Below are 21,372 nucleotides of genomic sequence, written 5' to 3'. Positions count from 1 at the left end.
TTTTAATCCCTGCAAATTAAGTTTTGCAGGGATTTTTTGTTAAATCGAGTTTAAAAATTCACTCTCCCGCAACAAGTTACCCCAAATCTTCGTTTATCTATTAGAATAATTTATTAAACAATGCCCGCACCGCCTTGTTTAGTAGACAAATTTTTATCAATAAATATTATGTCAAAACTGATTCAAATCATAGAAGACGATGAAGCTATACGCGATGTAATAGAATATATTCTGCAACAGTCAGAATTTGATGTTACCGTGGCTGCCAATGCCAGAGAATTTAAAATTAACCTCTTTAATACTTTACCTGATCTTATTCTGATGGATGTAAGACTTCCGGATGGCAATGGTATACAGTTATGCCGAAAATTGAAACAGAGCCTGGATACCAGGCATATTCCTGTAATTATTATTTCTGCACATGCGAGTGCCGAACAGAGCAGTAAAGAAGCTTTTGCAGATGATTTTATTAGTAAACCATTCGATTTAGACGATTTGTTAAAGCGTGTTGAGAATCAACTAGCTTAAAAACCAAAAAAAAATGCCTTTATGATTTATTACAAAATATCACTTTATGGCGAGAATTTTCAGGTAAAAAAGCTGTCACCAAGTATCCCTCTTTTCAGGGTAGTACATAAACGGGGTATTCTGGAAATATATAAAAACAGGTCATCAGGGAAATGGTCGGTGCTTTTCCGTTCCAATCCTGATGACCTGATCTCGGCCTCTGCTATAGGCCCTGCAATAGAGAATTCCTATCCGGTTGCCCATGGTTACAGGCTCAACACCGGACGTTCTTCTTCTGTAGTCAGAATATTCTCCTGATCATTTATTTTACTGTAGCTGCCCAGTCGTTCATTTTATTTTCAAACACGCTGAGTGGTAATGAACCGTCTTTGAGTACCTGGTGATGGAATTCGGCAAGTTTAAATTTAGCACCCAGTTGTTTTTCATATTTGGTGCGCAATTCACGGATCTTCATTGCCCCTATTTTATAACCTAATGCTTGTGCAGGCATTCCCATGTAACGTTCAATTTCGGCTGTTGCCCCTTGTTCGTTAATGGCCTCATTATCCATCATATATTTGATAGCCTGTTCTCTGGTCATATTTTTAGTATGTATCGCTACATCTACAACCAGGCGGATAGCACGGTGCATTTCATCACCCAATGCCCCCATATACTGGTAAGGATCGGTATATAAGCCCAGCTCCTTTCCTAAGGATTCACAATATAATGCCCAGCCTTCTACATAAGCATTGTGCATTCCAAAGCGTCTGAATTTAGGAAGTTCTGTGTTTTCCTGCGTCAATGAGATCTGGTAATGATGACCAGGAATGGCTTCGTGAAGGAATAAAGATTCCATACCCGAAGTAGTATTGAATTTAGTGGCATCCAGTATAGGTACATAAAAAATACCGGGACGTTTACCGTCGGCAGATCCCTGGTTATATTCTGCACTGGCAGAAGCGGCACGGAAGGCTTCTGTTTGACGGATCTCAAACGGAGTTTTAGGAACGGTCGTAAACATCGTTTTCAGGTTTGGCTCCATTCGTTTATGAATGTTATCAAAAGCAGCCAGAATTTCAGCAGGAGTTTTATAAGGCATGAATTTAGGGTCAGTTTTCATGTACTCGAAAAATGCCTTAAGGTCACCTTTGAAACCTGTTTTATTTTTGATACTATCCATTATTGAATGGATTCTTGCCACTTCTTTTAAACCTGTCTGATAAATTTCTTCAGGGGTTTTGGTCGTCGTCGTTTGTTGTTTCACCAGGTAAGTATACATCGCTGTACCATCTGGTAAGGAAGAGAACCCCGAAGTGGTTCTGGATTTTGGCAGGTAGTCATTTTTCAGAAACTCTCCCAGTTTTTTATAAGCCGGAACAATAACGGTTAAAATAGTATTGCGATAAGCTTCGGTCAGTCTTTTTTTATCTGCGTCTGCAAAGTCTTTTGGCATTTGTGTAACAGGCGCATAAAAAAGACTCTTTGCCGGATCGGTAACAACCATACTCAGCATTTGCGGATACATTTTTACCACCAGTGCTTTAGGTAAAACGATACCCGATGCTATTCCTTTTTTAAAATTTCCGATAGCTGTATCTGCCCATACAGCAAATGCGTCAACACGTTTCAGCCAGTCTTCATAGTCTTTAACAGTTTTAAAAGGTTGTGCGCCTGTACCAGATCCTAATTGTCCAATGGTTAAGGGTAAAGCATTCATCTGGTTGAAGGGCAGATATTCAAAATGATATTTTAGTCCTTCAAGGCCAGTTTCTAGGTTATCTTTTAATACATCAAAGGATAACTTATCATTTTCATCGAGCTGGTCGCGTTTATATTTCCCCAGACTATCCAGGTATTGTTTGTAGAAGTTTTTAGTGGTATTCAGGTAAGCAACAGAGCCATCATTGGGCAGTTCACTATTATACCTGTTATCTCCTGCGTAGGTAGCAGAAATTGGATTTAGCTTTAAATAATCTTCATAATACTGATCACATAATTTGCCGAATTGCGGATTCGCATTGCTTTTTTTGTCTCCTTGTTTACAGGCGGCTATAGTGCCGGCAAACAACAGAACAAAGGCTATTCTTTTCATAAATTTTGAGTTTAGAAAATAAAGCTAGTAAATATTTATCAGGTTCTGCCTATTCAACCAGGGTATTGAATCTGGATTCAATATGGCTTTTAGCTTGTTTTTGAAAGTCTTCCGGAGATTGTCCGGTCTGTTTTTTAAAGAACCTGCTGAAATAGGAACGATCTGTAAAATTCAGGTTATAGGCAATTTCTTTGAGTGTATTTTCGCTGTGAATGATTTGTCTTTTAGCTTCCAGAATAATCCGGTCATGGATGAGCTGGGTCCCGGTTTTATCCAGTTTATCTTTTAAGATCTGATTGAGGCGTTTGGCGCTTAACCCTAATTCTCCGGCATAAAAGTCAGCATTCCTTTCCAGTTGATAATTTTCTTCCAGCAACATCATAAATTCATATACTCTTTTCTGATTAACATCCTGGGTAGTAAATACATGCTCTTTAATGCGGATAAGCTTTAGTAAAAAAACTTTCAGCAATGCTTTTAAAATCAAAAAACTGTTGCTTTGCTGTTTATATTCTTCTTCCAGCAATTGATAAATTTTGTCCAGTTCAACAGCATTTTCTTTGGTTAACGGCAGACAGGAGAACTCTCCCTGGAAATTAAAAATCTTGAAGATGTCAAGGTAGAATTCTTTATCTTCCTCGTCCAGAAAGTCTCTTTTAAAAGATAACAGGATACCGTTTTTACCTGCTTTGTTCAATTGGTGCACCCGGTATGGTGGAATAAGATAAATCCAGTCGCCTGCTTTTGGTGTTTCTTCTTCTTTAACCGCGTGTAATGGAAATTCATTTTGCAGCCAGACAATTTCAAAGAAGTCTTTTCTTCCCGGATCATTCAGATAGCTTGGCGGACATTTCTCCAGGTTTCTGATATATATTAATGACTTTTCTAATCCAAGGCTGGTACTTTCTTCCATCTGCTGATTCTCCTTTACTGTTTACCTCCTGAAATATTCGGGCCGGGTTTGAAGGTCAAATATATTAATAAGTTAAGGATGTATTAGCGGCCGTTTCCAAATAGTCCCATACTATGCGCATATAGTGTAACGTGGGGGCTTCATGGGCCAACTACCTTTGATGCAGACAAAAAAGAGATGGGTAGTGCAAACATAAAGGAGCAGGCAGCCGGTTTACAGGCAAACCTGGAATTGATTTTACAAGAGAACCAGAGGTTAGCGGCGCAGCTCGATTTTACTCAGCTCGCGGCAGTAATTCCTTATTTACATCAGGCTGAACGTGTGTTTGTGATTGGTGCCGGACGCACTGGTTTTGCATTAAAAGCCGCTGCAATGCGCTTAATGCACTTCGGGTTTACGGTTTTTGTAGCGGGAGAAACAACCACCCCTGCAATTAAAAAGGGTGATCTTTTGATTGCAGCTTCAGGTTCAGGAACGACCAGTACAATTGTCAAGGCAGCGGAGAAAGCTGTCGCTGCTGATGCCAGGGTCATTGCTTTTTCTACAACCAGTGATTCTCCGCTTGCAGATTTAGCTACGCTTGTTTTACTTCTTCCTGCTGCGCAGAAACAGGATCATGGAAAAACTATTTCTGAGCAATATGCGGGCAGTTTATTTGAACAAGCTTTATTCCTGTTAACAGATGCCCTTTTTCAAACCATGTGGGCTGCCGATGGCACTCCTGCAGAGGAACTCTGGAAAAGACATGCCAACCTGGAATAATAAATACACAATTATATAATCAGTTTTAAAGAGATACAAACAATAATTAAAAACAAATAACAATGGCAAAATTACAAGTCGCAATAGATTTATTAACTACAAAAGATGCTTTAGCATTAGCTGCTAAAATCGCTCCTTATATTGACATCATTGAATTAGGTACTCCGTTAATTAAAAATGAAGGTATTGCTGTAGTTACAGCAATGAAACAAGCTCACCCGGATAAATTAGTATTTGCTGATTTAAAAACAATGGATGCTGGTGAGTTAGAGGCTGATATTGCTTTTAAAGCAGGCGCTGATTTAGTGACTGTTTTAGGTGCGGCTGGGGATGCAACTATCGCTGGCGCAATTAAAGCAGCTAAAGCGCATGGAAAAGGTATAGTTGTAGATACGATTGGCGTAGCTGACCGTGTTAAACGTGCCCAGGAAGTAACTAAATTAGGTGCTGAGTTCGTAGAATTACATGCTGGTTTAGATGAGCAATGGACTGAAGGATATTCTATCCAGGTTTTAATTGATGAGGCTGCCCGCGCTGGTGTTCCTGTTTCCATCGCTGGTGGTGTAAACATCAATAATGTTACCGCCGTGATTAAGGCAGGTGCAATAGTAGCGGTTGCTGGTGCTGCAATTTATGGCGCAGAAGATCCTGCTGCTGCGGCAAAGGCTTTACGTGAAGCAATTGACGCAGTATAATTAAAATATTTTATCTAAAAGGGCAGGTCAATATCGTTGATCTGCCCTTTTTCTTTAAACAAATAATTTTTACACAGTGTTATGTAATATTTAACCCGACAAAGTCCTTAATAGCCATTATGGAACACTATTTGATAATGTTCTGGTTCAAATAATGGCCAAACATAATTGATTATGACCAAAAGGATACACGTACTTGAAGATGACAGTGATATCAGGTATATCATTGAATATTTGTTAAAGGATGAAGGTTATGAATTGCAGCTTTCTTCGTCAGTTAGTGAACTGAAAAGTAAACTAAGAGACTCTTTACCTGATCTGTTTATTATTGATGTGATGTTACCTGACGGGAATGGAATTGAAATCTGCGACGACCTTAAAAATGATATGTTTACCAAACATATTCCTGTTATTGTAATGTCTGCCAATCCAAGAAGTAAACAAATGAGTACACAGGCTTGTGCCGATGACTATATCAGTAAACCATTTGATCTGGATGACGTAGTCAAAAGAATCAGCAATTTACTAGTCAAAAAGACTGCTTAAGAAGCATTAAGGAGTATCTGCCCTGATAATTTCAAGGCAGATATTTATATTTTAACCTTTTAGCAGATATGCTGAAATCAGTGATGCCGTTCTGGCAGAAGCTCCGGGTTCACCCATAATTGCAGACAATTCCTTATAATCTTCCAATATTTTCACTCTTGCCGGCCCTTCAATCAGCTTGTAAAGCTGATCTGTAATATTCACGGTATTGCAATCCTCCTGAATCAGTTCAGTAACCACTTCTCTGTCCATGATCAGGTTAACCAGGGATATAAACCTGATTTTCACAAGCATTCTTGCAATGGCAATAGAAATTGTCCCTCCTTTGTAAACCACGACTTGCGGGACATGAAATAAAGCGGTTTCCAAAGTTGCTGTACCTGAAGCAACAATTGCTGCTGTTGCAACATTCAGCAAGTCGTAAGTTTTTCCGAAAACAAGTTTCACATTTTTAGCACCAATAAATTGCTGGTAATAAACTACTGGAAATCCGGGAGCTGCTGCAACAACAAATTGCTGATCGGGGAATTGTCCGGTAACGCTCAGCATCGCTGGCAACAGGCGTTCTATTTCTTGTTTACGGCTGCCCGGAAGCAGGGCAATAATGTTATCTTCGGTTAATTGATGCTGTACACGGAAATCCGGGTCAGGTATAAAAGAGGCTTTTTCGTCCAGTAAAGGATTGCCAACATAATCCACTTCCATCCCCCATCCTTTGTAGAAGTCTACTTCAAATGGAAGGATACAAAACATTTTATCAACTACCTTTTTGATCTTCAGTACCCTTTTCTGGTTCCACGCCCATACTTTCGGAGAAATATAATAACAAACTTTAATACCTTTCTCTTTTCCAAAACCGGCAATCTTTAAATTAAAGCCCGGAAAATCAATCAGGATCAAAACATCGGGCGACCAGGCCAGAATATCTTCTTTACAGGTTTTTAAATTCCTGAATATAGTTCTCAGGTTAAGCAGTACTTCTGTAAATCCCATGAACGCCATTTCTGCATAATGTTTGGCGAGCGTTCCGCCTTCTGCTTTCATTTTATCCCCGCCGAAATATCTGAATTCAGCCTCCGGGTCCTGATCCTTCAGTGCCTTCATTAAATTAGCGCCATGGAGATCTCCGGAAGCTTCACCGGCTACAAGATAATATTTCATGATTGTGAGATTTTATAGAAAAAGAAAAGCATGCCCCATATAAATGTGGCTCCTAATACGCCTCTCCCTGTATTTTCTTTATTCACCTTAAAAAAGTACTTCAGCAGTATAGCATTTACGGCAATACAGCCAATCAGCAACAGGTCTGCTTTGGCGAGGTAGGCTATCTGGTGCATAATAAACCAGACCATGGAAAGCAGTACTCCCGGAAGGAAAATACCAATCCCAAAACCTACCCAGACGTTATCTTTAATCTGCTTAATCATTAAATGTCCACGAGTTTAATATTGGAATAGCGTGATGTGCAGTTAAATCAAATTGTACGGGTACAACTGATACAAAACCGTTCTCCAATGCCCATACATCTGTATCTTCTCCTTTATCATTATTTTGAAATACGCCGGCCAGCCAGTAGTATGGACGGCCATAAGGGTCGTTACGTTCGTCAAATTCTTCTGCCCATTTTGCATTGGCCTGTCTGCAGATTTTAATTCCTTTCAAATCCGCACCTTTAGGGAAGTTGACATTCAGCAAAGTTGCTTGTGGCAAACCGTGATCGAGTACCTGGCGGACTATGGTCTTAACAAATTTAAGACAGTGACTGAAATCAGCTTCTTCAGAGAAATCATCCAGGGAGAATCCAACAGAAGGAATGCCTTCAATGGCTCCTTCCATAGCAGCTGACATGGTTCCTGAATAAATAACGTTAATCGAATTATTTAATCCATGGTTGATACCTGAAACACACAGATCAGGCTTTTTACCTTTAAATATTCTGTTTACTGCCAGTTTTACGCAGTCCACAGGTGTACCTGAACATTTATACATTTCCACACCTTCGTACAGGTTTACCCTGTCAAAACGCAAAGGTTTTCCTATGGTAATTGCATGTCCCATTCCGGACTGTGGCCCATCTGGTGCGACTACTACAACGTTACCAAATTCCTTAACGGCTTCAATCAGATTCCTGATACCTGGTGCAGTAACACCATCATCATTTACTACTAAAATATTGGGTCTGGATTGCTCTTTCTTCATGGGGGTAAAAGTACAAGATTATGGGATATATATAACTAGTTTCTCATATTTCAAAAGTATATTTGAACATAACTTATTAAACATGAAAAAAAATATATTTCTTTTATCTTGCTTTATCCTCGCTGGATCGTCCTTAATGGCGCAAGTGGGGTATGAGTGGAAAACAGCATCCTCCGGCGGATATACTTATAAGTATGTAACGAATGATCCTACGAAATCCCGCTTTTATACTTTGCAAAATGGTCTTACTGTCATCCTTTCCGAAAATACGAAAGAACCTAGTATTGAGTTTCGCATGGCTGTCAGAGCTGGTAGTAATACTGACCCCCGCAATGCTACGGGTTTAGCGCATTACCTGGAGCATCTTTTATTCAAGGGGACTGATCGTTTTGGTACTTTAGATTATGCCAAAGAAAAACCTTTGCTGGATAAAATAGAAGGACTATATGAGAAATATCATGCAACTACTGACCCCGCTGAACGAAAAGAAATCTATGCCCAAATAGATAAAACTTCCGGTGAGGCTTCTAATTATTCTATCGCCAATGAATATGATAAAATGATGAAATCTATTGGCGGACAGTCAACCAATGCACATACATGGTATGAGGAAACGGTTTACAATGAGGACCTGCCTGCGAATGCAGCTGATAAATTCCTTGCTTTACAGGCTGAACGTTTCCGCAACCCGGTATTCCGTATTTTCCATACAGAACTGGAAGCTGTTTATGAAGAGAAAAACCGCGGACTAGACAATGATTCGTGGAAAATCAGTGAGAAGATGAATGATTTGCTGTACCCTACGCATAATTATGGACAACAAACGACCATCGGTACTATTGAGCATTTAAAGAATCCTTCGCTGGTAGAAATCCGCAAGTATTATAACAAGTATTATGTTCCTGATAATATGGCTGTTATTCTTTCTGGTGATTTTAAAGCCGATGAAATGATTAAAAAGGTAGATCAGTCTTTCTCTTATATGAAGGCAAAACCTCTTGAATTATATACACCTGCTGCCGAAAAACCACTGACTAAAATTCAGACGGCTGATATTAATGGCCCAAGTGCTGAAGCAGTGAGAATCGGCTACAGAGGATATGCGGAAAACACGAAAGAGAGCATGATGCTTGATTTAATTTCCAGCATCCTTGCCAATGGTAAAGCGGGTTTAATGGACATCAATTTAAACAAACAGCAGAAAGTTTTAAATGCTGGTGCTGGTTATCAGCAGATGAAGGATTATGGTACTTTCCTTTTAGTGGCACAACCTAAACAAGGACAGTCACTGGATCAGGCCAAACAGTTATTATTAGACCAGGTTACTTTATTAAAAAAAGGTGATTTTGAAGAGAGCCTGATCAAGGCAACGGTCGCCAACAGCAAATTAAGCTTACTGGAGTCATTTGATAAGAATGATTTCCGTGTGGAAGCAGTGACCAATGAGTTTATCCTGAACCGTGCAACGAAATGGGATAAGTCATTGAGAAATCCGGATGACATGGCTAAAATCAGCAAGAAAGAGGTAGTTGATTTCGCGAATAAGTTCTTCAAGGATAACTATGTGGTTATTCTGAAACATAAAGGAGAAGACAAGAGCATTCAAAAAGTTGACAAACCGGCAATTACCCCGGTTAAAACGAATACGAATGAGACTTCTGTTTTTACTAAAAATCTACTGGCTACACCTTCAAAACCTATTGAAGCCCGGTTCCTTGATTACCAAAAGGATCTGAACTTTGGTAAAGCCGGCATCGCCGATGTGGTAACTGTTCAAAATAAAGAGAACAGTATTTTCAACCTGACATATCGTTTTGATATGGGTGCATGGAATTCTAAATTAACACCTTATGCTGCAAAATATCTTACTTTTTTAAGTACTGATAAATATTCGGCAGAAGAAATCAGCAAGCAGTTCTATAATATTGCTTGTAATTATTCATTCACTGTAAAAAATGATGTATGTACGATTGAGATCAGCGGTCTTCAGGAGAATTTTGATCAGGCTGTAAATTTAGTGGAGCATGTGTTCGCTAATTGTAAAGCAAATGAAGAGGCATTGAAGGAAATGAAAAGCAGTATCCTTAAATCAAGGGAAAATACGAAGCTGAACAAGGCTGCAATCCTTTCCGGGCTGATGAGTTACGCGCAATATGGTCCAAAAAACCCAACTAACTTTGTTTTATCCAATGAAGAGGTACAACAGTTGACTTCTGCACAGTTATTGGATATTTTACATCATATCAACAGTGTGAAACATTCCATCAATTATTATGGCCCGGAGACAATCGATATATTCACTAAAAACATTGAAAAGGTACATGTTTTACCTAAAGTATTTACTGAAGCAACTCCTGCGCAGCAATTTGTTTATACAGACAACAAAGACAACCAGGTTTATTTTGCCAACTATGATATGGTACAGTCTGAGATTCGCTGGATAAGAAATAATGGCGCTTACGATCCTTCACAGGCAGCTAAAATTAACCTGTTCAACAGCTATTTTGGAGGCGGTATGGGTTCTATTGTTTTCCAGACCATCAGAGAGTCTAAAGCTTTAGCGTATTCAACTTATGCGTATTATTCTGCTCCTGATAAAAAAGAAAAAGACAATTCAATGGTTGCTTATGTGGGTAGCCAGGCTGATAAAATGACTGACGCTGTGGGTGCGATGAATGAGTTATTGAATGTATTACCTGAGTCTGAGAAAAACTTTCAGTCTTCAAGGTCTAATTCTTTAAATTCTTTAGAAACTTCAAGAATCACTAAAAATGCAATTATCAATCATTATTATGCAGACCAGAGATTAGGTCTTGATCATGATTCAAGAATTGATGAATATAAAGGTTTACAGCCTTTAACTTTCTCAGATATTAAAGCTTTTCATACGAGCCAGGTAGCCAATAAGCCTTATAATTATTGTATCGTAGCTTCTGATAAAAAAGTAAAAATACAGGATATGGAGAAATTCGGTAAGCTGAATACGCTTACACTGGAACAAATATTCGGTTATTAACCCGGGAACAGCTCAATAAAATGGCCGCTTTGGATAAAATTCAGAGCGGCCATTTTGTTTATAACTTTAGATACATATTTAACTTAAAGGAAGTATATTTAATGATGCAATAGTAAGTCGCTAAATTAATCCAAAAAATGTATGCTAGTACCAGATACGAACATAAGCAGCCTGCCGTGGAGCAGAAGCTTAAAAATCCAGCCCATTATCAGAATTAACCGCCGGAGCCGAACCATAATTCCTGAAATTAAGCTTTCAGGCCATTGGCTTAGCGAAATAGGTTTCACCCCAGATCAAAGAGTAAACATTACGATGGTCAATAACGCATTGGTTATCAATCTGGCTAAATAAAGAAGGCTCCTCAATATAATTTGAGGAGCCTTTTCTATTAGAATATAAATCTATAAAGATTTCAACCACGTGATCACTTCATCACGGGTTTTACCTGTTTTCTGCTGTAATTTACCGTAAAGCTCATCATCTTTACCTTCTTCATGTTTCAAGTCGTCTTCTGTAAGATCGCCATAGGCTTGCTTCACTTTACCTTTCAACTCATTCCATTTTCCTTTTAACTCTAAACTGTCCATAGTATTTGTTTTAAATTAATGATCGTTTCGATAAGGAACAGCTAAAACTTAAAAATTGTTTTAAAGGGGATAAATCTTTACAATTGCTGTGCGGAAACAATAATTTCTTCTACAATTCCAGGATCTAATAAGGTACTGGTATCACCAAGATTTGCAGTTTCTCCTTCAGCAATCTTACGAAGTATTCTACGCATGATCTTTCCTGAGCGCGTTTTCGGTAAGCCCGTTACAAATAGAATCTTATCTGGTTTCGCAATTGCACCAATAACACGGGTTACTGTTTGCAGAATATCTTTTTTGGTCAATTCTGGTTCATCATGCAGCTTCGGATAAATTACGAAAGCATAAATCCCCTGTCCTTTTACTTCATGTGGATACCCCACAACAGCACTTTCTACTACGCCAGCGTGCATATTGATGGCATTTTCTACCTCGGCCGTGCCAATTCTATGTCCTGAAACATTGATGACATCATCTACCCTTCCGGTGATTTTATAATAACCATCTTCGTCACGCATGCAGCCATCACCTGTAAAATAAAGGTTCGGATAAGTTGAAAAATAGGTTTGTTTACACCTTTCATGATCACCATAAGTTGTACGTAATATACCTGGCCATGGGAATTTAATACAAAGGTTACCGTTTACGCCGTTTCCTTCAATCTCTTTTCCATTCTCATCCACCAGCAAGGGCTGAATTCCAGGTAAAGGTAAAGTCGCACAGGCAGGTTTTAATGGCGTTACAAAAGCAATCGGTGAAATCATCAGTCCACCAGTTTCAGTTTGCCACCAGGTATCTACGATCGGGCAGTTTTTATGACCAACTTCTTCATCAAACCAGTGCCAGGCCTCTTCATTAATGGGCTCTCCTACTGATCCTAAGACACGCAGGCTGCTCATATCTATTCCCTTTAAAGGTTCTGTACCAAAGCTCATCAATGAACGGATTGCAGTTGGAGCAGTGTAAAGGATATTAACTTTATGTTTTTCTACCACTTCCCATAATCTTGATGGCGTAGGATAAGTAGGAATTCCTTCAAATATCAAGGTTGTTGCGCCTTGTGAAAGCGGGCCATAGACAATATAAGAGTGTCCGGTAATCCAGCCAATATCAGCTGTACAGAAAAAAACTTCGTCTGGCTGATAATTAAACACATTGGAGAAAGTATATCCTGCATAAACCATATAGCCACCTACAGTATGTACTACACCTTTTGGCTTTCCGGTAGAACCAGAAGTATATAAGATAAATAACATGTCTTCTGCGTCCATTTCTTCTGCAGGACAGATGGTATCTACTAGTTTAATCTCATCCTCAAACCATAAATCACGGCCTTTTAACATCGAAACAGGAGTACGGGTGTGGGTAAGCACAATCACTTTTTCTACCGTAGGACATCCGATCAGTGCGTCATCAATGACTTCTTTCAGCTGGATTTGTTTACTTCCACGGAAAGATCCATCGGCAGTAATCACCAGTTTACAAGCTGAATCATTGATTCTGTCTGCAATTGATTTCGCAGAGAATCCACCGAATATAACAGAGTGGACTGCTCCGATACGTGCACAGGCCAGCACCGCAATCGCGAGTTCCGGGACCATTGGCATATAAATACAAATACGGTCACCTTTTTTTACACCATTTTTCTTTAGCACGTTAGCAAACCGGCACACTTGTTCATGAAGAATTTTATAGGTCAGTGTCACACTTGGCTTTTCAGGGTCATTAGATTCCCAGATAATTGCAGGTTTGTCACCACTTTTCTCCAGGTGACGGTCAAGGCAGTTTTCAGTAATATTCAACTTCGCGCCTTCAAACCATTTGATCTGTGGGTCAGTGAAATTCCAGGATAAGACTTTATCCCATTTCTTTTTCCATAGAAATTTTTCTGCTATTCCAGCCCAGAACTCTTCTGGATGCTCGACACTGAACTTATAGGTTTCCTCGTACTCGGCTAAAGATTTGATTTGCATAATATATTTGGTGATAATTTTAAGCTAATATAAATTATTTGAAAGGTAGTTAAAAGATTATTATAGCAAAATATATGTAGTCAGTTTACTACAATACAGCATAATAACGCCAAGAATAGCCCAACATTCGTATTTGTGGGGTATTTATGTATCTTTGCCGCAAGAGCAATAAGAGGTAATCTATAAAATTTGAAAAATAATCACATGGACTCTTGATCGTTACAAATATTTTCGTGATATTTGCACACTCTTAAAAAATTAAGCGAAGAACAATTTAACAATATATATTAAAGGCATGTCTAGAGTTTGTGATTTAACCGGAAAAAAGGCTATGAGTGGTTTTAATGTTTCTCACTCAAACGTTAAAACTAAACGTAAGTTTTATCCCAACTTACAACTTCAGAAATTTTATATTCCTGATGAAGACCGTTGGATAACACTGAAAGTTTCTACTTCAGCTATCAAAACCATCAATAAAATTGGTATTACTGAAGCTATTAACCGTTTCGTAAAAAAAGGATTTTTGTAAAAACATTGTTGATGTGAATCAACTAAATTATTAATAAAATGGCAAAAAAAGGTAACAGAGTACAAGTTATTCTAGAATGTACAGAGCATAAAACTAGCGGCATGCCTGGTATGTCTAGATATATCTCTACAAAAAACCGTAAAAATACTACTGAGAGATTAGAATTGAAAAAATTCAATCCGGTATTGAAGAAAGTAACTGTACACAAAGAAATTAAGTAATACATTTCCAATCTATTTAGATCATGGCAAAAAAGGTAGTTGCAACCCTTAAAACGGGTAAAGGTAAAGAATATTCAAAAGTTATTACGATGACTAAATCACCAAAATCTGGTGCTTATTCTTTCAAAGAAGTTATCGTTCATAACGATCACGTTAAAGATGCTATTGCTGGACAAGGCAAGTAATTTTAATATTTAATGATATTAAAGCCGTCCCTATATTTATGGGAGGGCTTTTTTTGTTTTCATCTACATTTCTATGGGACTATTCGATTTTTTCAAGAAAAAGGAAACTGCTCCTGAAGCTCAGGAAGTATTAAACAAAGGTTTAGAGAAAACTAAAAACGGATTCCTTAACAAAATCACGAAAGCTGTTGCCGGAAAGTCAACAGTCGATGATGATGTATTGGATAATCTGGAGGAAGTACTGGTTACTTCTGATGTCGGTGTAACCACTACATTGAAAATCATTGAAAGGATTCAGGACAGAGTGGCAAAAGACAAATATTTGTCCACCTCAGAATTGAATCTGATCCTCCGTGATGAAATCCAGCTTTTACTGGCTGAAAACAACAGCAATGATTTCCGTAATTTCGAGTACGGTGAACATAAACCTTATGTAATCATGGTAGTTGGTGTAAATGGTGTAGGTAAAACAACCACCATTGGCAAGCTTGCCCATAAACTTAAAGCTGAAGGGCTGAAAGTGGTATTGGGTGCAGCAGATACTTTCAGGGCTGCAGCTGTTGAGCAGATTAAATTATGGGGCGAGCGCATTGATGTAAGGGTAGTGGCACAGGCAATGGGTTCTGATCCTGCTTCTGTTGCATTTGACACCATACAATCTGCTGTTGCTAACGGAGAAGATGTAGTGATCATTGATACAGCCGGAAGATTGCATAACAAAATCGGGTTGATGAACGAGCTGGGCAAAATCAAAAAAGTGATGGAGAAGGTGATCCCTAATGCACCACATGAGATTTTACTGGTACTCGACGGCTCAACCGGACAGAACGCATTTGAGCAGTGTAAACAATTTACAGAAGCTACAGATGTAAATGCACTGGCAATTACTAAACTGGATGGCACTGCCAAAGGTGGTGTAGTTATTGGTATTTCCGATCAGTTTAAAATCCCGGTTAAATACATCGGGGTTGGTGAAGGTGTGAATGACCTTCAATTATTTGATAAAAAAGCTTTTGTTGACGGCCTTTTTAAATAAGCCTTCTTTTAAAAGCAATATATATACACAAGATGAATACGAAAACGACTTCTAAAATTATCCCTGTTAAGAAACCAAAAATCAACGTAATTACATTGGGTTGTTCCAAGAATATTTACGATTCTGAGGTTTTGATGGGACAATTAAGAGGGAATAGCTTAAATGTGGTTCATGAGGCTAATGAAATCAACAAAGATGATATTATTGTTATCAATACCTGCGGTTTCATTGACAATGCAAAACAAGAGTCTATTGACACTATTCTTCAATACAGTCAGTTAAAAGAAGAAGGTAAAATCAGTAAAGTAATTGTAACGGGATGTCTTTCGGAACGTTATAAGCCTGAACTGGAATCAGAAATTAAAAACGTTGATGCCTTTTTCGGTACGAACGATTTACAAAACATATTACATTCATTAGGTGCAAATTATAAGCATGAATTGATTGGAGAACGTTTATTAACTACTCCTTCACATTTTGCTTATTTTAAGATTGCAGAAGGCTGTAACCGCCCCTGCTCTTTTTGCGCGATTCCTTTGATGCGCGGTAAACATGTATCGACAGAAATGGAAGCTTTGGTTAAAGAAGCAAAAATATTAGCTGCCAACGGAACTAAAGAGCTGATCCTGATTGCTCAGGATTTAACGTATTACGGTTTGGACATCTACGGTAAACGTAATCTGGACGAATTGTTAAGAAGGCTTTCTGATATTAATGGTATCGAATGGATCAGGTTACAATATGCCTACCCTTCAGGGTTCCCGATGGAAATTCTGGATGCCATGAACGAAAGAGAAAACATCTGTAAATATCTGGATATGCCATTACAGCACATCACAGATAATATGCTGAAATCAATGCGTCGTGGGATTACGAAACAGAAGACGATCGACATCGTTAACCAGATCAGGGATAAAGTTCCTGGAATTGCGATGCGTACCACACTGATTTGCGGTTACCCGGGTGAGACTGAACAGGACTTTGAAGAAATGTTACGCTGGGTAGAAGATACCCGTTTCGACAGATTGGGTTGTTTCACTTATTCTCATGAGGAAAAAACACATGCACATAACTTGGTGGATGATGTACCTGATGAAGTAAAACAGGAACGTGTTGATGCAATCATGGAGTTACAACAGGGAATTTCTTATGAAATCAACCAGGATAAAGTAGGTCAGACTTACAAAGTTCTGGTAGACCGTAAAGAGGGTGATTTCTTCATCGGACGTACTGAATTTGACTCTCCTGAGGTTGATAATGAGGTTTTAATTGATGCTAATACGGGTTATGCTGCAAATGGCAGTTTCGTAAACGTAGCAATTGACCGTGCTGAAGATTTTGATCTATATGGACAGATTGTAAAATAATATTGCGTTTTGCTGAATTATGGTTTATTAACTTAATTTCGTAGCAATGCAGGCCAAGTACATCTCTTATCAGCAAACACACGCCTTTTCATCCATTGTATTGGATTACATTGATGGAAAGGATAATCTGGAGTCTTTTTATAAGTACTCCCCTACTTTAGAGGGTTTTAAAAAAGCAATCGGAGACCGGAAGTATTCTGGTGACCGCAGCTTATTAGTAAACAGCCTGCATAAGCAGTATCAGCATTTGCAGCCCTCTGCTTCAGTTCTTGAAAATATCAACTTATTAGCTGATGAGCGTACGTTTACTATAACGACAGGTCATCAGCTAAATATTTTTACAGGCCCCCTTTATTTCATCTATAAGATTGTTACTGCGATTAAACTTGCAGCAGATCTCAAGCAACGTTTTCCTGACTATAACTTTATACCTGTCTACTGGATGGCTACAGAGGATCATGATTTTGAAGAAATCAATCATGTGAAGGTAGAGGATAAAATGCTGACCTGGAAGAAAAATGCAGCAGGAGCTACTGGCAGGTTAACAACTTCAGATATTACAGATGCACTTATTGGTTATAAAGGTTATTTAGGTATCAGCGAAAATGGTACTGAATTCTCACAAATCGTTGAAAAAGCCTATACCTCCAATAAAAGTCTTGCTGATGCAACACGTGAACTGGTAGATACCTTATTTGGTAAAAAAGGTTTAGTTTGTGTGGATGCTGACGATGCTGCCTTGAAAGCACAGTTTTCATCAATTATATACCAGGACATTGTAGAACAGCACAGTTTCGCACAAATTAATACAAGTAGTGAGGCACTGGAAGCAAAAGGTTATAAACCCCAGGTAAATCCACGGGAGATCAATTTCTTCTATATGGACAATCAGCTCCGCGAACGTATTGTAGAAGAAAACGGGGAATATAAAGTCCTGAATACTGAAATCAGCTTTACCAAAGAAAGCTTAAAGCAGGAAATAGCTCATCACCCGGAGCGTTTTAGTCCCAATGTGGTGATGCGTCCGGTTTACCAGGAACTTATTTTACCAAACCTTGCTTATATCGGTGGCGGAGCCGAAGTAACCTACTGGTTACAGCTAAAAGCTAATTTTGATTTCTACAAAATCCCTTATCCTATCCTGATTCTAAGAAATTCAGCTTTAGTTATAGACGATAGAAGTGCCCGCAAAATGCAAATTCTGGATATTAGCCCGATCACTTTATTTAATAGTGATGAGCAATTGAAAAACCAATGGATTAAAGCACATGTTGGTGATTCTCTTTGTCTGGATGATGAGCAACGCGCAATAAGAGCTGTTTTTGATCAGATCAAATTAAACTCTTATAAAATCGACAAAACACTTTCCATGTCTGCGGAAGCTGCTAAAACAAAAGCTTTAAAACTGGTTACTAACCTGGAGAAAAAACTTTTAAGAGCTGAAAAGCGCAAGCATACTACCTCCTTGCAGCAGATTGACACCTTAAAGAATAAACTCTTTCCATCAGGTGTACTGCAGGAACGTGTGCTGAATATTGCCCCGATGTACGTACTTTACGGGGAAGATTTTATTGACGGTTTATTAGCTGCATTCAAACCGCTCGATTATAAATTTACGGTTCTATACGCTTAACTCATTCAAATGACCTTTCATACTTTTACAGAAACACGTTTACGGAATTTTACCAGAAGCGTCTTTTTGAGAATGGGCTGCTCTGCTATAGATGCAGACCTGGCCACAGACGTGTTGTTACGTTCTGACCTTAGAGGAATAGATTCTCATGGCGTAGCCCGGTTAAGCGGCTATATACGCTTATGGGAGAAAGAAAGAATTAATGCTACACCAAATATCAGGGTCGTACATGAAACGCCAACAACAGCCACAGTAGATGGTGATGCAGGCCTCGGCCTGGTAGTTGCTCCTTTTGCGATGAAGGTCGCTATGGAAAAAGCGGCTATATACGGCAGCGGATGGGTTGCAGTCAAAAACTCCAATCATTTCGGTATTGCAGGTTATCATGCTTTGCTGGCTGTAGAAAAAGATATGATTGGCATTAGCATGACCAATGCAAGTCCATTGGTTGCACCTACCTATGCCAATGAAAGATTATTAGGGACTAATCCAATGTGTTATGCTTTTCCTGCAGGAAAATATCCTCCGGTAGTTGTTGATATGGCTACCGCAGCTGCTGCAAATGGAAAACTGGAAATTGCACAGCGCGCAAACCTGCCTATTCCAGAAGGATGGGCACAAGATAAAAATGGTCATGGAACTACTGATCCTAATGCACTAAAAAATGGTGGTTCTTTATTGCCATTGGGAAGTGATAAGGATCATGGCAGTCATAAAGGTTACGGTTTAAGTGCAACAGTTGATATTTTGACGGCAGTGCTTTCAGGAGCTAATTACGGCCCATGGGTTCCCCCTTTTGTAGCTTTCCTTGAACCGTCAGCAAATCCGGTAGGTGAAGGTCTTGGCCATTTCTTTGGCGCAATGCGCATAGATGGTTTTCGTCCGGCACAAGATTTCAAGGATCACCTGGACAACTGGATTGAGCGTTTTCAAAGTGCGCAGACTATCGATCCTGCCAAGCGGGTAATTATTCCGGGAGAACCTGAATACGCCTTTGAACAGGAACGCAAAATAGCTGGAATTCCTTTGGTAGAACCAGTTGTAAATGATCTGAACGAACTCGCCGATAAGCTACAAATTAGCCGGCTATAAACAAAAAGGGTTGCTATGTTTACGACACAGCAACCCTTTTTGTTTATAGCGGGAATTATAAAATCCTGGCTTAATGAATACCGTTAAACAAACGGCCCCATCTGATCTTACTAAAGAAAGAACCATTGGTATCATAACTCATCCAGATGAATAAAGCTTTGCCTACAATATGATCTTCTGGTACAAATCCCCAATATCTTGAATCCAGTGAATTATGCCTGTTATCTCCCATCATCCAGTAGTAGTCCATTTTAAAGGTATAACTATCACTTTTCACCCCATTAATTAACCATCCACCAGCAACTTTCTCTACTTTATTACCTTCGTAAGTAGAAATAGCACGCTGATATAAAGGCATAGATACACTATCCAGTTTTACAGTCCATCCTTTCTTAGGAACTTGAATTGGCCCCCAGTTATCAGCATTCCATTTTCTGTTTGGGTCCTGAGGAAACACATTCGCTTCAACCGCACCAGGTGCAGCAGTACGTGTATTAACAGCAGCAACGAAATCCAGTTTCTTTACTTTGTCCATCATTACTGGTGTACCGACAAAATTATAAGTATCCTGAGATAATGCACTGATGTCCCTGTCAATGACAAAACCCATTTCTTCAAACACCTGGAAATTGACATCACTGGTTTTAAATTTCACCATATAATCAATTTGTCCAGTATTTTTCATCGGCTCAGCTTTTCCGTTGACCGTAACCAATCCATTCGACATACTTAATATATCACCGCTGATACCGATACAACGTTTGATATAATTCTCTCTTTTATCTACTGGTCTGCTGACAATTGTATACTGACTTTGAATAGCCTGTTTACCAACTGCACGTACCATATCATAATAGTCTCTGTCCTGGGCTTCTAACGCTACAGTATCACCATCAGGAAAGTTAAAAACTACAACATCATTTCTTTTAATATCCTGCATTCCAGGTAATCGGCGGTATTTCCATTGTATACCGTCATAATAAGCTTTTGTACCGGTAACAGGCATCGTATGGTGTGCAAAAGGAAAAGCAACCGGAGTCATTGGTATCCTCGCGCCGTAATTAACTTTACTCACAAACAAAAAATCGCCGATTAACAGCGACTTCTCCATGGAACCCGTAGGAATAGTATAAGCTTCAATAAAAAATACGCGGATAACAGTGGCGGCAATTACAGCGAAAACAACGGCATCAAACCATTCTCTGCTTTTGGTCTTTTTCTTTTTCGGCTCAGTATTATTCTTTTGCCAGAACTTCCAATTCATATGTTTTGTTATTTTAAATTAAATATATCAGATATATTATAGAATCCCTGTTTATTTTGCAGCCATTCAGCTGCAACTACTGCCCCCAGTGCAAATCCGGCACGGCTATGCGCAGTATGTTTCAATTCTATTTCATCTACCTCTGAACTATAAATCACTGTATGTGTACCTGGTATATTTTCAATTCGCTGTGAAGCAATCAATACTTGTTCCTGCTTTAACACTTCAATAGCCGGGTTACCATCCAGTTCATTCACCCATTCAGATTTACGGTCCATATTTTCGATAATACCTTCTGCAAGCGTCATTGCCGTACCACTTGGTGAATCCAGTTTCTGAGTGTGGTGAATTTCCTCTACCTGTACTTCATAAACCGGGTAATTGTTCATCACTTTGGCAAGCACTTCATTGATATGAAAAAACAAATTAACCCCTATACTGAAATTAGACCCATATAACAACGTATTGTTACGGCGCAGGCACTCATCTTTTATTTCCTGTAACTGACCATACCAGCCAGTTGTACCAACAACGATAGGCACATTTGCATCAAAGCAAGTATATATATTATTAATAGCAGCATCAGGTGTACTGAAATCTATGGCTACATCTGCTTTTCTTAAGTTAAAAACAGTCAGATCGGCCAGATTATCTATGCCAACTTTCAGGACAACTTCGTGCCCTCTTTCTATAGCAAAACGTTCAATGATCTGACCCATTTTACCGTAACCGATTAAAGCTATGTTCATTTA

23 protein-coding genes are annotated in these 21,372 nt (G+C 38.9%); 14 read left to right on the top strand and 9 right to left on the bottom strand.

All coding sequences use genetic code 11. The annotated features are described in order from the left end of the window. Nucleotides 1–168: 168 nt before the first annotated feature. Both LY11_RS09990 and LY11_RS09985 read left to right on the top strand, forming a co-directional pair. Complete coding sequence (locus LY11_RS09990; protein WP_170132663.1) at nucleotides 169–528, top strand: response regulator; 360 nt, start codon at nucleotides 169–171, stop codon at nucleotides 526–528. Nucleotides 529–549: 21 nt separating this feature from the next. Beyond that, nucleotides 550–825 carry a hypothetical protein gene (locus tag LY11_RS09985; protein ID WP_111633569.1) on the top strand — a complete coding sequence of 92 codons (276 nt, stop codon included), beginning with the start codon at nucleotides 550–552 and terminating at the stop codon, nucleotides 823–825. A 4-nt stretch (nucleotides 826–829) separates the two neighbouring features. Here the strand turns inward: LY11_RS09985 and LY11_RS09980 are convergent, their stop codons facing one another. Together LY11_RS09980 and LY11_RS09975 are read right to left on the bottom strand one after the other, a co-directional pair. Next, nucleotides 830–2,602: a DUF885 domain-containing protein gene (locus LY11_RS09980; protein ID WP_111633568.1), complete on the bottom strand. Its 1,773-nt coding sequence runs from the start codon at nucleotides 2,600–2,602 to the stop codon at nucleotides 830–832. 49 nt (nucleotides 2,603–2,651) lie between these two features. Next, nucleotides 2,652–3,515: a helix-turn-helix domain-containing protein gene (locus tag LY11_RS09975; protein WP_111633567.1), complete on the bottom strand. Its 864-nt coding sequence runs from the start codon at nucleotides 3,513–3,515 to the stop codon at nucleotides 2,652–2,654. 177 nt (nucleotides 3,516–3,692) lie between these two features. On the opposite strand from LY11_RS09975, the gene hxlB reads away from it, so the two are divergent. The 3 genes from hxlB (at nucleotide 3,693) to LY11_RS09960 (ending at nucleotide 5,518) form a co-directional block, all read left to right on the top strand. After that, nucleotides 3,693–4,277: a 6-phospho-3-hexuloisomerase gene (gene hxlB / locus LY11_RS09970; RefSeq protein WP_111633566.1), complete on the top strand. Its 585-nt coding sequence runs from the start codon at nucleotides 3,693–3,695 to the stop codon at nucleotides 4,275–4,277. A 62-nt stretch (nucleotides 4,278–4,339) separates the two neighbouring features. Then, nucleotides 4,340–4,972 (top strand): 3-hexulose-6-phosphate synthase, encoded by a 633-nt coding sequence (hxlA, locus tag LY11_RS09965; RefSeq protein ID WP_068406325.1) that lies wholly within the window; start codon nucleotides 4,340–4,342, stop codon nucleotides 4,970–4,972. 174 nt (nucleotides 4,973–5,146) lie between these two features. Continuing rightward, nucleotides 5,147–5,518 carry a response regulator transcription factor gene (locus LY11_RS09960; protein WP_111633565.1) on the top strand — a complete coding sequence of 124 codons (372 nt, stop codon included), beginning with the start codon at nucleotides 5,147–5,149 and terminating at the stop codon, nucleotides 5,516–5,518. A 51-nt stretch (nucleotides 5,519–5,569) separates the two neighbouring features. Here LY11_RS09960 and lpxB read toward each other — a convergent pair whose 3' ends face one another. From lpxB to surE, 3 genes are read right to left on the bottom strand one after another with little or no spacing between them, the layout of a single operon-like run. Continuing rightward, nucleotides 5,570–6,679, bottom strand: coding sequence for a lipid-A-disaccharide synthase (gene lpxB, locus LY11_RS09955; RefSeq protein ID WP_111633564.1), 1,110 nt, complete (start codon nucleotides 6,677–6,679; stop codon nucleotides 5,570–5,572). Beyond that, a complete protein-coding gene (locus tag LY11_RS09950) occupies nucleotides 6,676–6,945 on the bottom strand; it encodes a stationary phase survival protein SurE (RefSeq protein WP_111633563.1) in 270 nt (89 codons plus the stop codon). Before LY11_RS09950 ends, lpxB begins: the two co-directional genes overlap by 4 nt. Continuing rightward, nucleotides 6,938–7,717: a 5'/3'-nucleotidase SurE gene (surE, locus tag LY11_RS09945; RefSeq protein WP_111633562.1), complete on the bottom strand. Its 780-nt coding sequence runs from the start codon at nucleotides 7,715–7,717 to the stop codon at nucleotides 6,938–6,940. Before surE ends, LY11_RS09950 begins: the two co-directional genes overlap by 8 nt. 82 nt (nucleotides 7,718–7,799) lie before the next feature. Here surE and LY11_RS09940 point away from each other — a divergent pair, with 82 nt between their 5' ends. Both LY11_RS09940 and LY11_RS27280 read left to right on the top strand, forming a co-directional pair. Continuing rightward, entirely contained in the window at nucleotides 7,800–10,733 is a 2,934-nt protein-coding gene (locus LY11_RS09940) for a M16 family metallopeptidase (RefSeq protein WP_111633629.1), read from the top strand. A gap of 141 nt (nucleotides 10,734–10,874) precedes the next feature. Next, a complete protein-coding gene (locus tag LY11_RS27280) occupies nucleotides 10,875–11,084 on the top strand; it encodes a SymE family type I addiction module toxin (RefSeq protein ID WP_111633561.1) in 210 nt (69 codons plus the stop codon). A gap of 50 nt (nucleotides 11,085–11,134) precedes the next feature. Here LY11_RS27280 and LY11_RS09930 read toward each other — a convergent pair whose 3' ends face one another. Both LY11_RS09930 and acs read right to left on the bottom strand, forming a co-directional pair. After that, nucleotides 11,135–11,320 (bottom strand): CsbD family protein, encoded by a 186-nt coding sequence (locus LY11_RS09930; RefSeq protein ID WP_068406300.1) that lies wholly within the window; start codon nucleotides 11,318–11,320, stop codon nucleotides 11,135–11,137. Nucleotides 11,321–11,397: 77 nt separating this feature from the next. Continuing rightward, on the bottom strand, nucleotides 11,398–13,293 hold the full coding sequence (gene acs / locus LY11_RS09925; RefSeq protein WP_111633560.1) for an acetate--CoA ligase: 1,896 nt from the start codon (nucleotides 13,291–13,293) through the stop codon (nucleotides 11,398–11,400). Between the two features lie 295 nt (nucleotides 13,294–13,588). On the opposite strand from acs, the gene rpmB reads away from it, so the two are divergent. From rpmB to LY11_RS09890, 7 genes are all read left to right on the top strand, one after another. Then, entirely contained in the window at nucleotides 13,589–13,822 is a 234-nt protein-coding gene (gene rpmB, locus LY11_RS09920; RefSeq protein ID WP_037437638.1) for a 50S ribosomal protein L28, read from the top strand. Nucleotides 13,823–13,860: 38 nt separating this feature from the next. Continuing rightward, nucleotides 13,861–14,043, top strand: coding sequence for a 50S ribosomal protein L33 (rpmG, locus tag LY11_RS09915; RefSeq protein WP_008242799.1), 183 nt, complete (start codon nucleotides 13,861–13,863; stop codon nucleotides 14,041–14,043). Between the two features lie 23 nt (nucleotides 14,044–14,066). Beyond that, entirely contained in the window at nucleotides 14,067–14,228 is a 162-nt protein-coding gene (locus tag LY11_RS09910) for a DUF4295 domain-containing protein (protein ID WP_082036098.1), read from the top strand. A 73-nt stretch (nucleotides 14,229–14,301) separates the two neighbouring features. Next, the gene (gene ftsY / locus LY11_RS09905) at nucleotides 14,302–15,264 is read left to right on the top strand and encodes a signal recognition particle-docking protein FtsY (protein WP_111633559.1); all 963 of its coding nucleotides are present in this window, start codon (nucleotides 14,302–14,304) and stop codon (nucleotides 15,262–15,264) included. A 32-nt stretch (nucleotides 15,265–15,296) separates the two neighbouring features. Further along, complete coding sequence (gene rimO, locus LY11_RS09900) at nucleotides 15,297–16,631, top strand: 30S ribosomal protein S12 methylthiotransferase RimO (RefSeq protein WP_111633558.1); 1,335 nt, start codon at nucleotides 15,297–15,299, stop codon at nucleotides 16,629–16,631. Nucleotides 16,632–16,677: 46 nt separating this feature from the next. Continuing rightward, nucleotides 16,678–18,264 carry a bacillithiol biosynthesis cysteine-adding enzyme BshC gene (gene bshC / locus LY11_RS09895; RefSeq protein WP_111633557.1) on the top strand — a complete coding sequence of 529 codons (1,587 nt, stop codon included), beginning with the start codon at nucleotides 16,678–16,680 and terminating at the stop codon, nucleotides 18,262–18,264. A gap of 9 nt (nucleotides 18,265–18,273) precedes the next feature. After that, the gene (locus tag LY11_RS09890) at nucleotides 18,274–19,356 is read left to right on the top strand and encodes an Ldh family oxidoreductase (protein ID WP_111633556.1); all 1,083 of its coding nucleotides are present in this window, start codon (nucleotides 18,274–18,276) and stop codon (nucleotides 19,354–19,356) included. Between the two features lie 70 nt (nucleotides 19,357–19,426). On the opposite strand, the gene lepB is transcribed toward LY11_RS09890, so the two are convergent. Continuing rightward, on the bottom strand, nucleotides 19,427–20,620 hold the full coding sequence (gene lepB, locus LY11_RS09885) for a signal peptidase I (protein WP_111633555.1): 1,194 nt from the start codon (nucleotides 20,618–20,620) through the stop codon (nucleotides 19,427–19,429). 8 nt (nucleotides 20,621–20,628) lie between these two features. Then, nucleotides 20,629–21,369: a 4-hydroxy-tetrahydrodipicolinate reductase gene (gene dapB, locus LY11_RS09880; RefSeq protein ID WP_111633554.1), complete on the bottom strand. Its 741-nt coding sequence runs from the start codon at nucleotides 21,367–21,369 to the stop codon at nucleotides 20,629–20,631. Nucleotides 21,370–21,372 lie beyond the last annotated feature (3 nt).

The sequence above is a fragment of the Pedobacter cryoconitis genome (assembly GCF_003259615.1).
Taxonomy (GTDB): Bacteria; Bacteroidota; Bacteroidia; order Sphingobacteriales; family Sphingobacteriaceae; genus Pedobacter; species Pedobacter cryoconitis.
This window is presented reverse-complemented; position numbering and strand designations above follow the sequence as displayed.

Excerpts from the sequence above, each read along its gene's own strand:
- LY11_RS09990 (WP_170132663.1), top strand. The coding sequence starts at position 169 with ATGTCAAAACTGATTCAAATCATAGAAGACGATGAAGCTATACGCGAT.
- LY11_RS09930 (WP_068406300.1), bottom strand. The coding sequence starts at position 11,320 with ATGGACAGTTTAGAGTTAAAAGGAAAATGGAATGAGTTGAAAGGTAAA.
- LY11_RS09985 (WP_111633569.1), top strand. The coding sequence starts at position 550 with ATGATTTATTACAAAATATCACTTTATGGCGAGAATTTTCAGGTAAAA.
- LY11_RS09950 (WP_111633563.1), bottom strand. The coding sequence starts at position 6,945 with ATGATTAAGCAGATTAAAGATAACGTCTGGGTAGGTTTTGGGATTGGT.
- rimO (WP_111633558.1), top strand. The coding sequence starts at position 15,297 with ATGAATACGAAAACGACTTCTAAAATTATCCCTGTTAAGAAACCAAAA.
- hxlA (WP_068406325.1), top strand. The coding sequence starts at position 4,340 with ATGGCAAAATTACAAGTCGCAATAGATTTATTAACTACAAAAGATGCT.
- hxlB (WP_111633566.1), top strand. The coding sequence starts at position 3,693 with ATGGGTAGTGCAAACATAAAGGAGCAGGCAGCCGGTTTACAGGCAAAC.
- lepB (WP_111633555.1), bottom strand. The coding sequence starts at position 20,620 with ATGAATTGGAAGTTCTGGCAAAAGAATAATACTGAGCCGAAAAAGAAA.
- lpxB (WP_111633564.1), bottom strand. The coding sequence starts at position 6,679 with ATGAAATATTATCTTGTAGCCGGTGAAGCTTCCGGAGATCTCCATGGC.
- LY11_RS09975 (WP_111633567.1), bottom strand. The coding sequence starts at position 3,515 with ATGGAAGAAAGTACCAGCCTTGGATTAGAAAAGTCATTAATATATATC.
- LY11_RS27280 (WP_111633561.1), top strand. The coding sequence starts at position 10,875 with ATGCTAGTACCAGATACGAACATAAGCAGCCTGCCGTGGAGCAGAAGC.
- LY11_RS09960 (WP_111633565.1), top strand. The coding sequence starts at position 5,147 with ATGACCAAAAGGATACACGTACTTGAAGATGACAGTGATATCAGGTAT.
- LY11_RS09980 (WP_111633568.1), bottom strand. The coding sequence starts at position 2,602 with ATGAAAAGAATAGCCTTTGTTCTGTTGTTTGCCGGCACTATAGCCGCC.
- LY11_RS09910 (WP_082036098.1), top strand. The coding sequence starts at position 14,067 with ATGGCAAAAAAGGTAGTTGCAACCCTTAAAACGGGTAAAGGTAAAGAA.
- LY11_RS09940 (WP_111633629.1), top strand. The coding sequence starts at position 7,800 with ATGAAAAAAAATATATTTCTTTTATCTTGCTTTATCCTCGCTGGATCG.
- rpmB (WP_037437638.1), top strand. The coding sequence starts at position 13,589 with ATGTCTAGAGTTTGTGATTTAACCGGAAAAAAGGCTATGAGTGGTTTT.
- ftsY (WP_111633559.1), top strand. The coding sequence starts at position 14,302 with ATGGGACTATTCGATTTTTTCAAGAAAAAGGAAACTGCTCCTGAAGCT.
- rpmG (WP_008242799.1), top strand. The coding sequence starts at position 13,861 with ATGGCAAAAAAAGGTAACAGAGTACAAGTTATTCTAGAATGTACAGAG.
- bshC (WP_111633557.1), top strand. The coding sequence starts at position 16,678 with ATGCAGGCCAAGTACATCTCTTATCAGCAAACACACGCCTTTTCATCC.
- acs (WP_111633560.1), bottom strand. The coding sequence starts at position 13,293 with ATGCAAATCAAATCTTTAGCCGAGTACGAGGAAACCTATAAGTTCAGT.
- LY11_RS09890 (WP_111633556.1), top strand. The coding sequence starts at position 18,274 with ATGACCTTTCATACTTTTACAGAAACACGTTTACGGAATTTTACCAGA.
- surE (WP_111633562.1), bottom strand. The coding sequence starts at position 7,717 with ATGAAGAAAGAGCAATCCAGACCCAATATTTTAGTAGTAAATGATGAT.
- dapB (WP_111633554.1), bottom strand. The coding sequence starts at position 21,369 with ATGAACATAGCTTTAATCGGTTACGGTAAAATGGGTCAGATCATTGAA.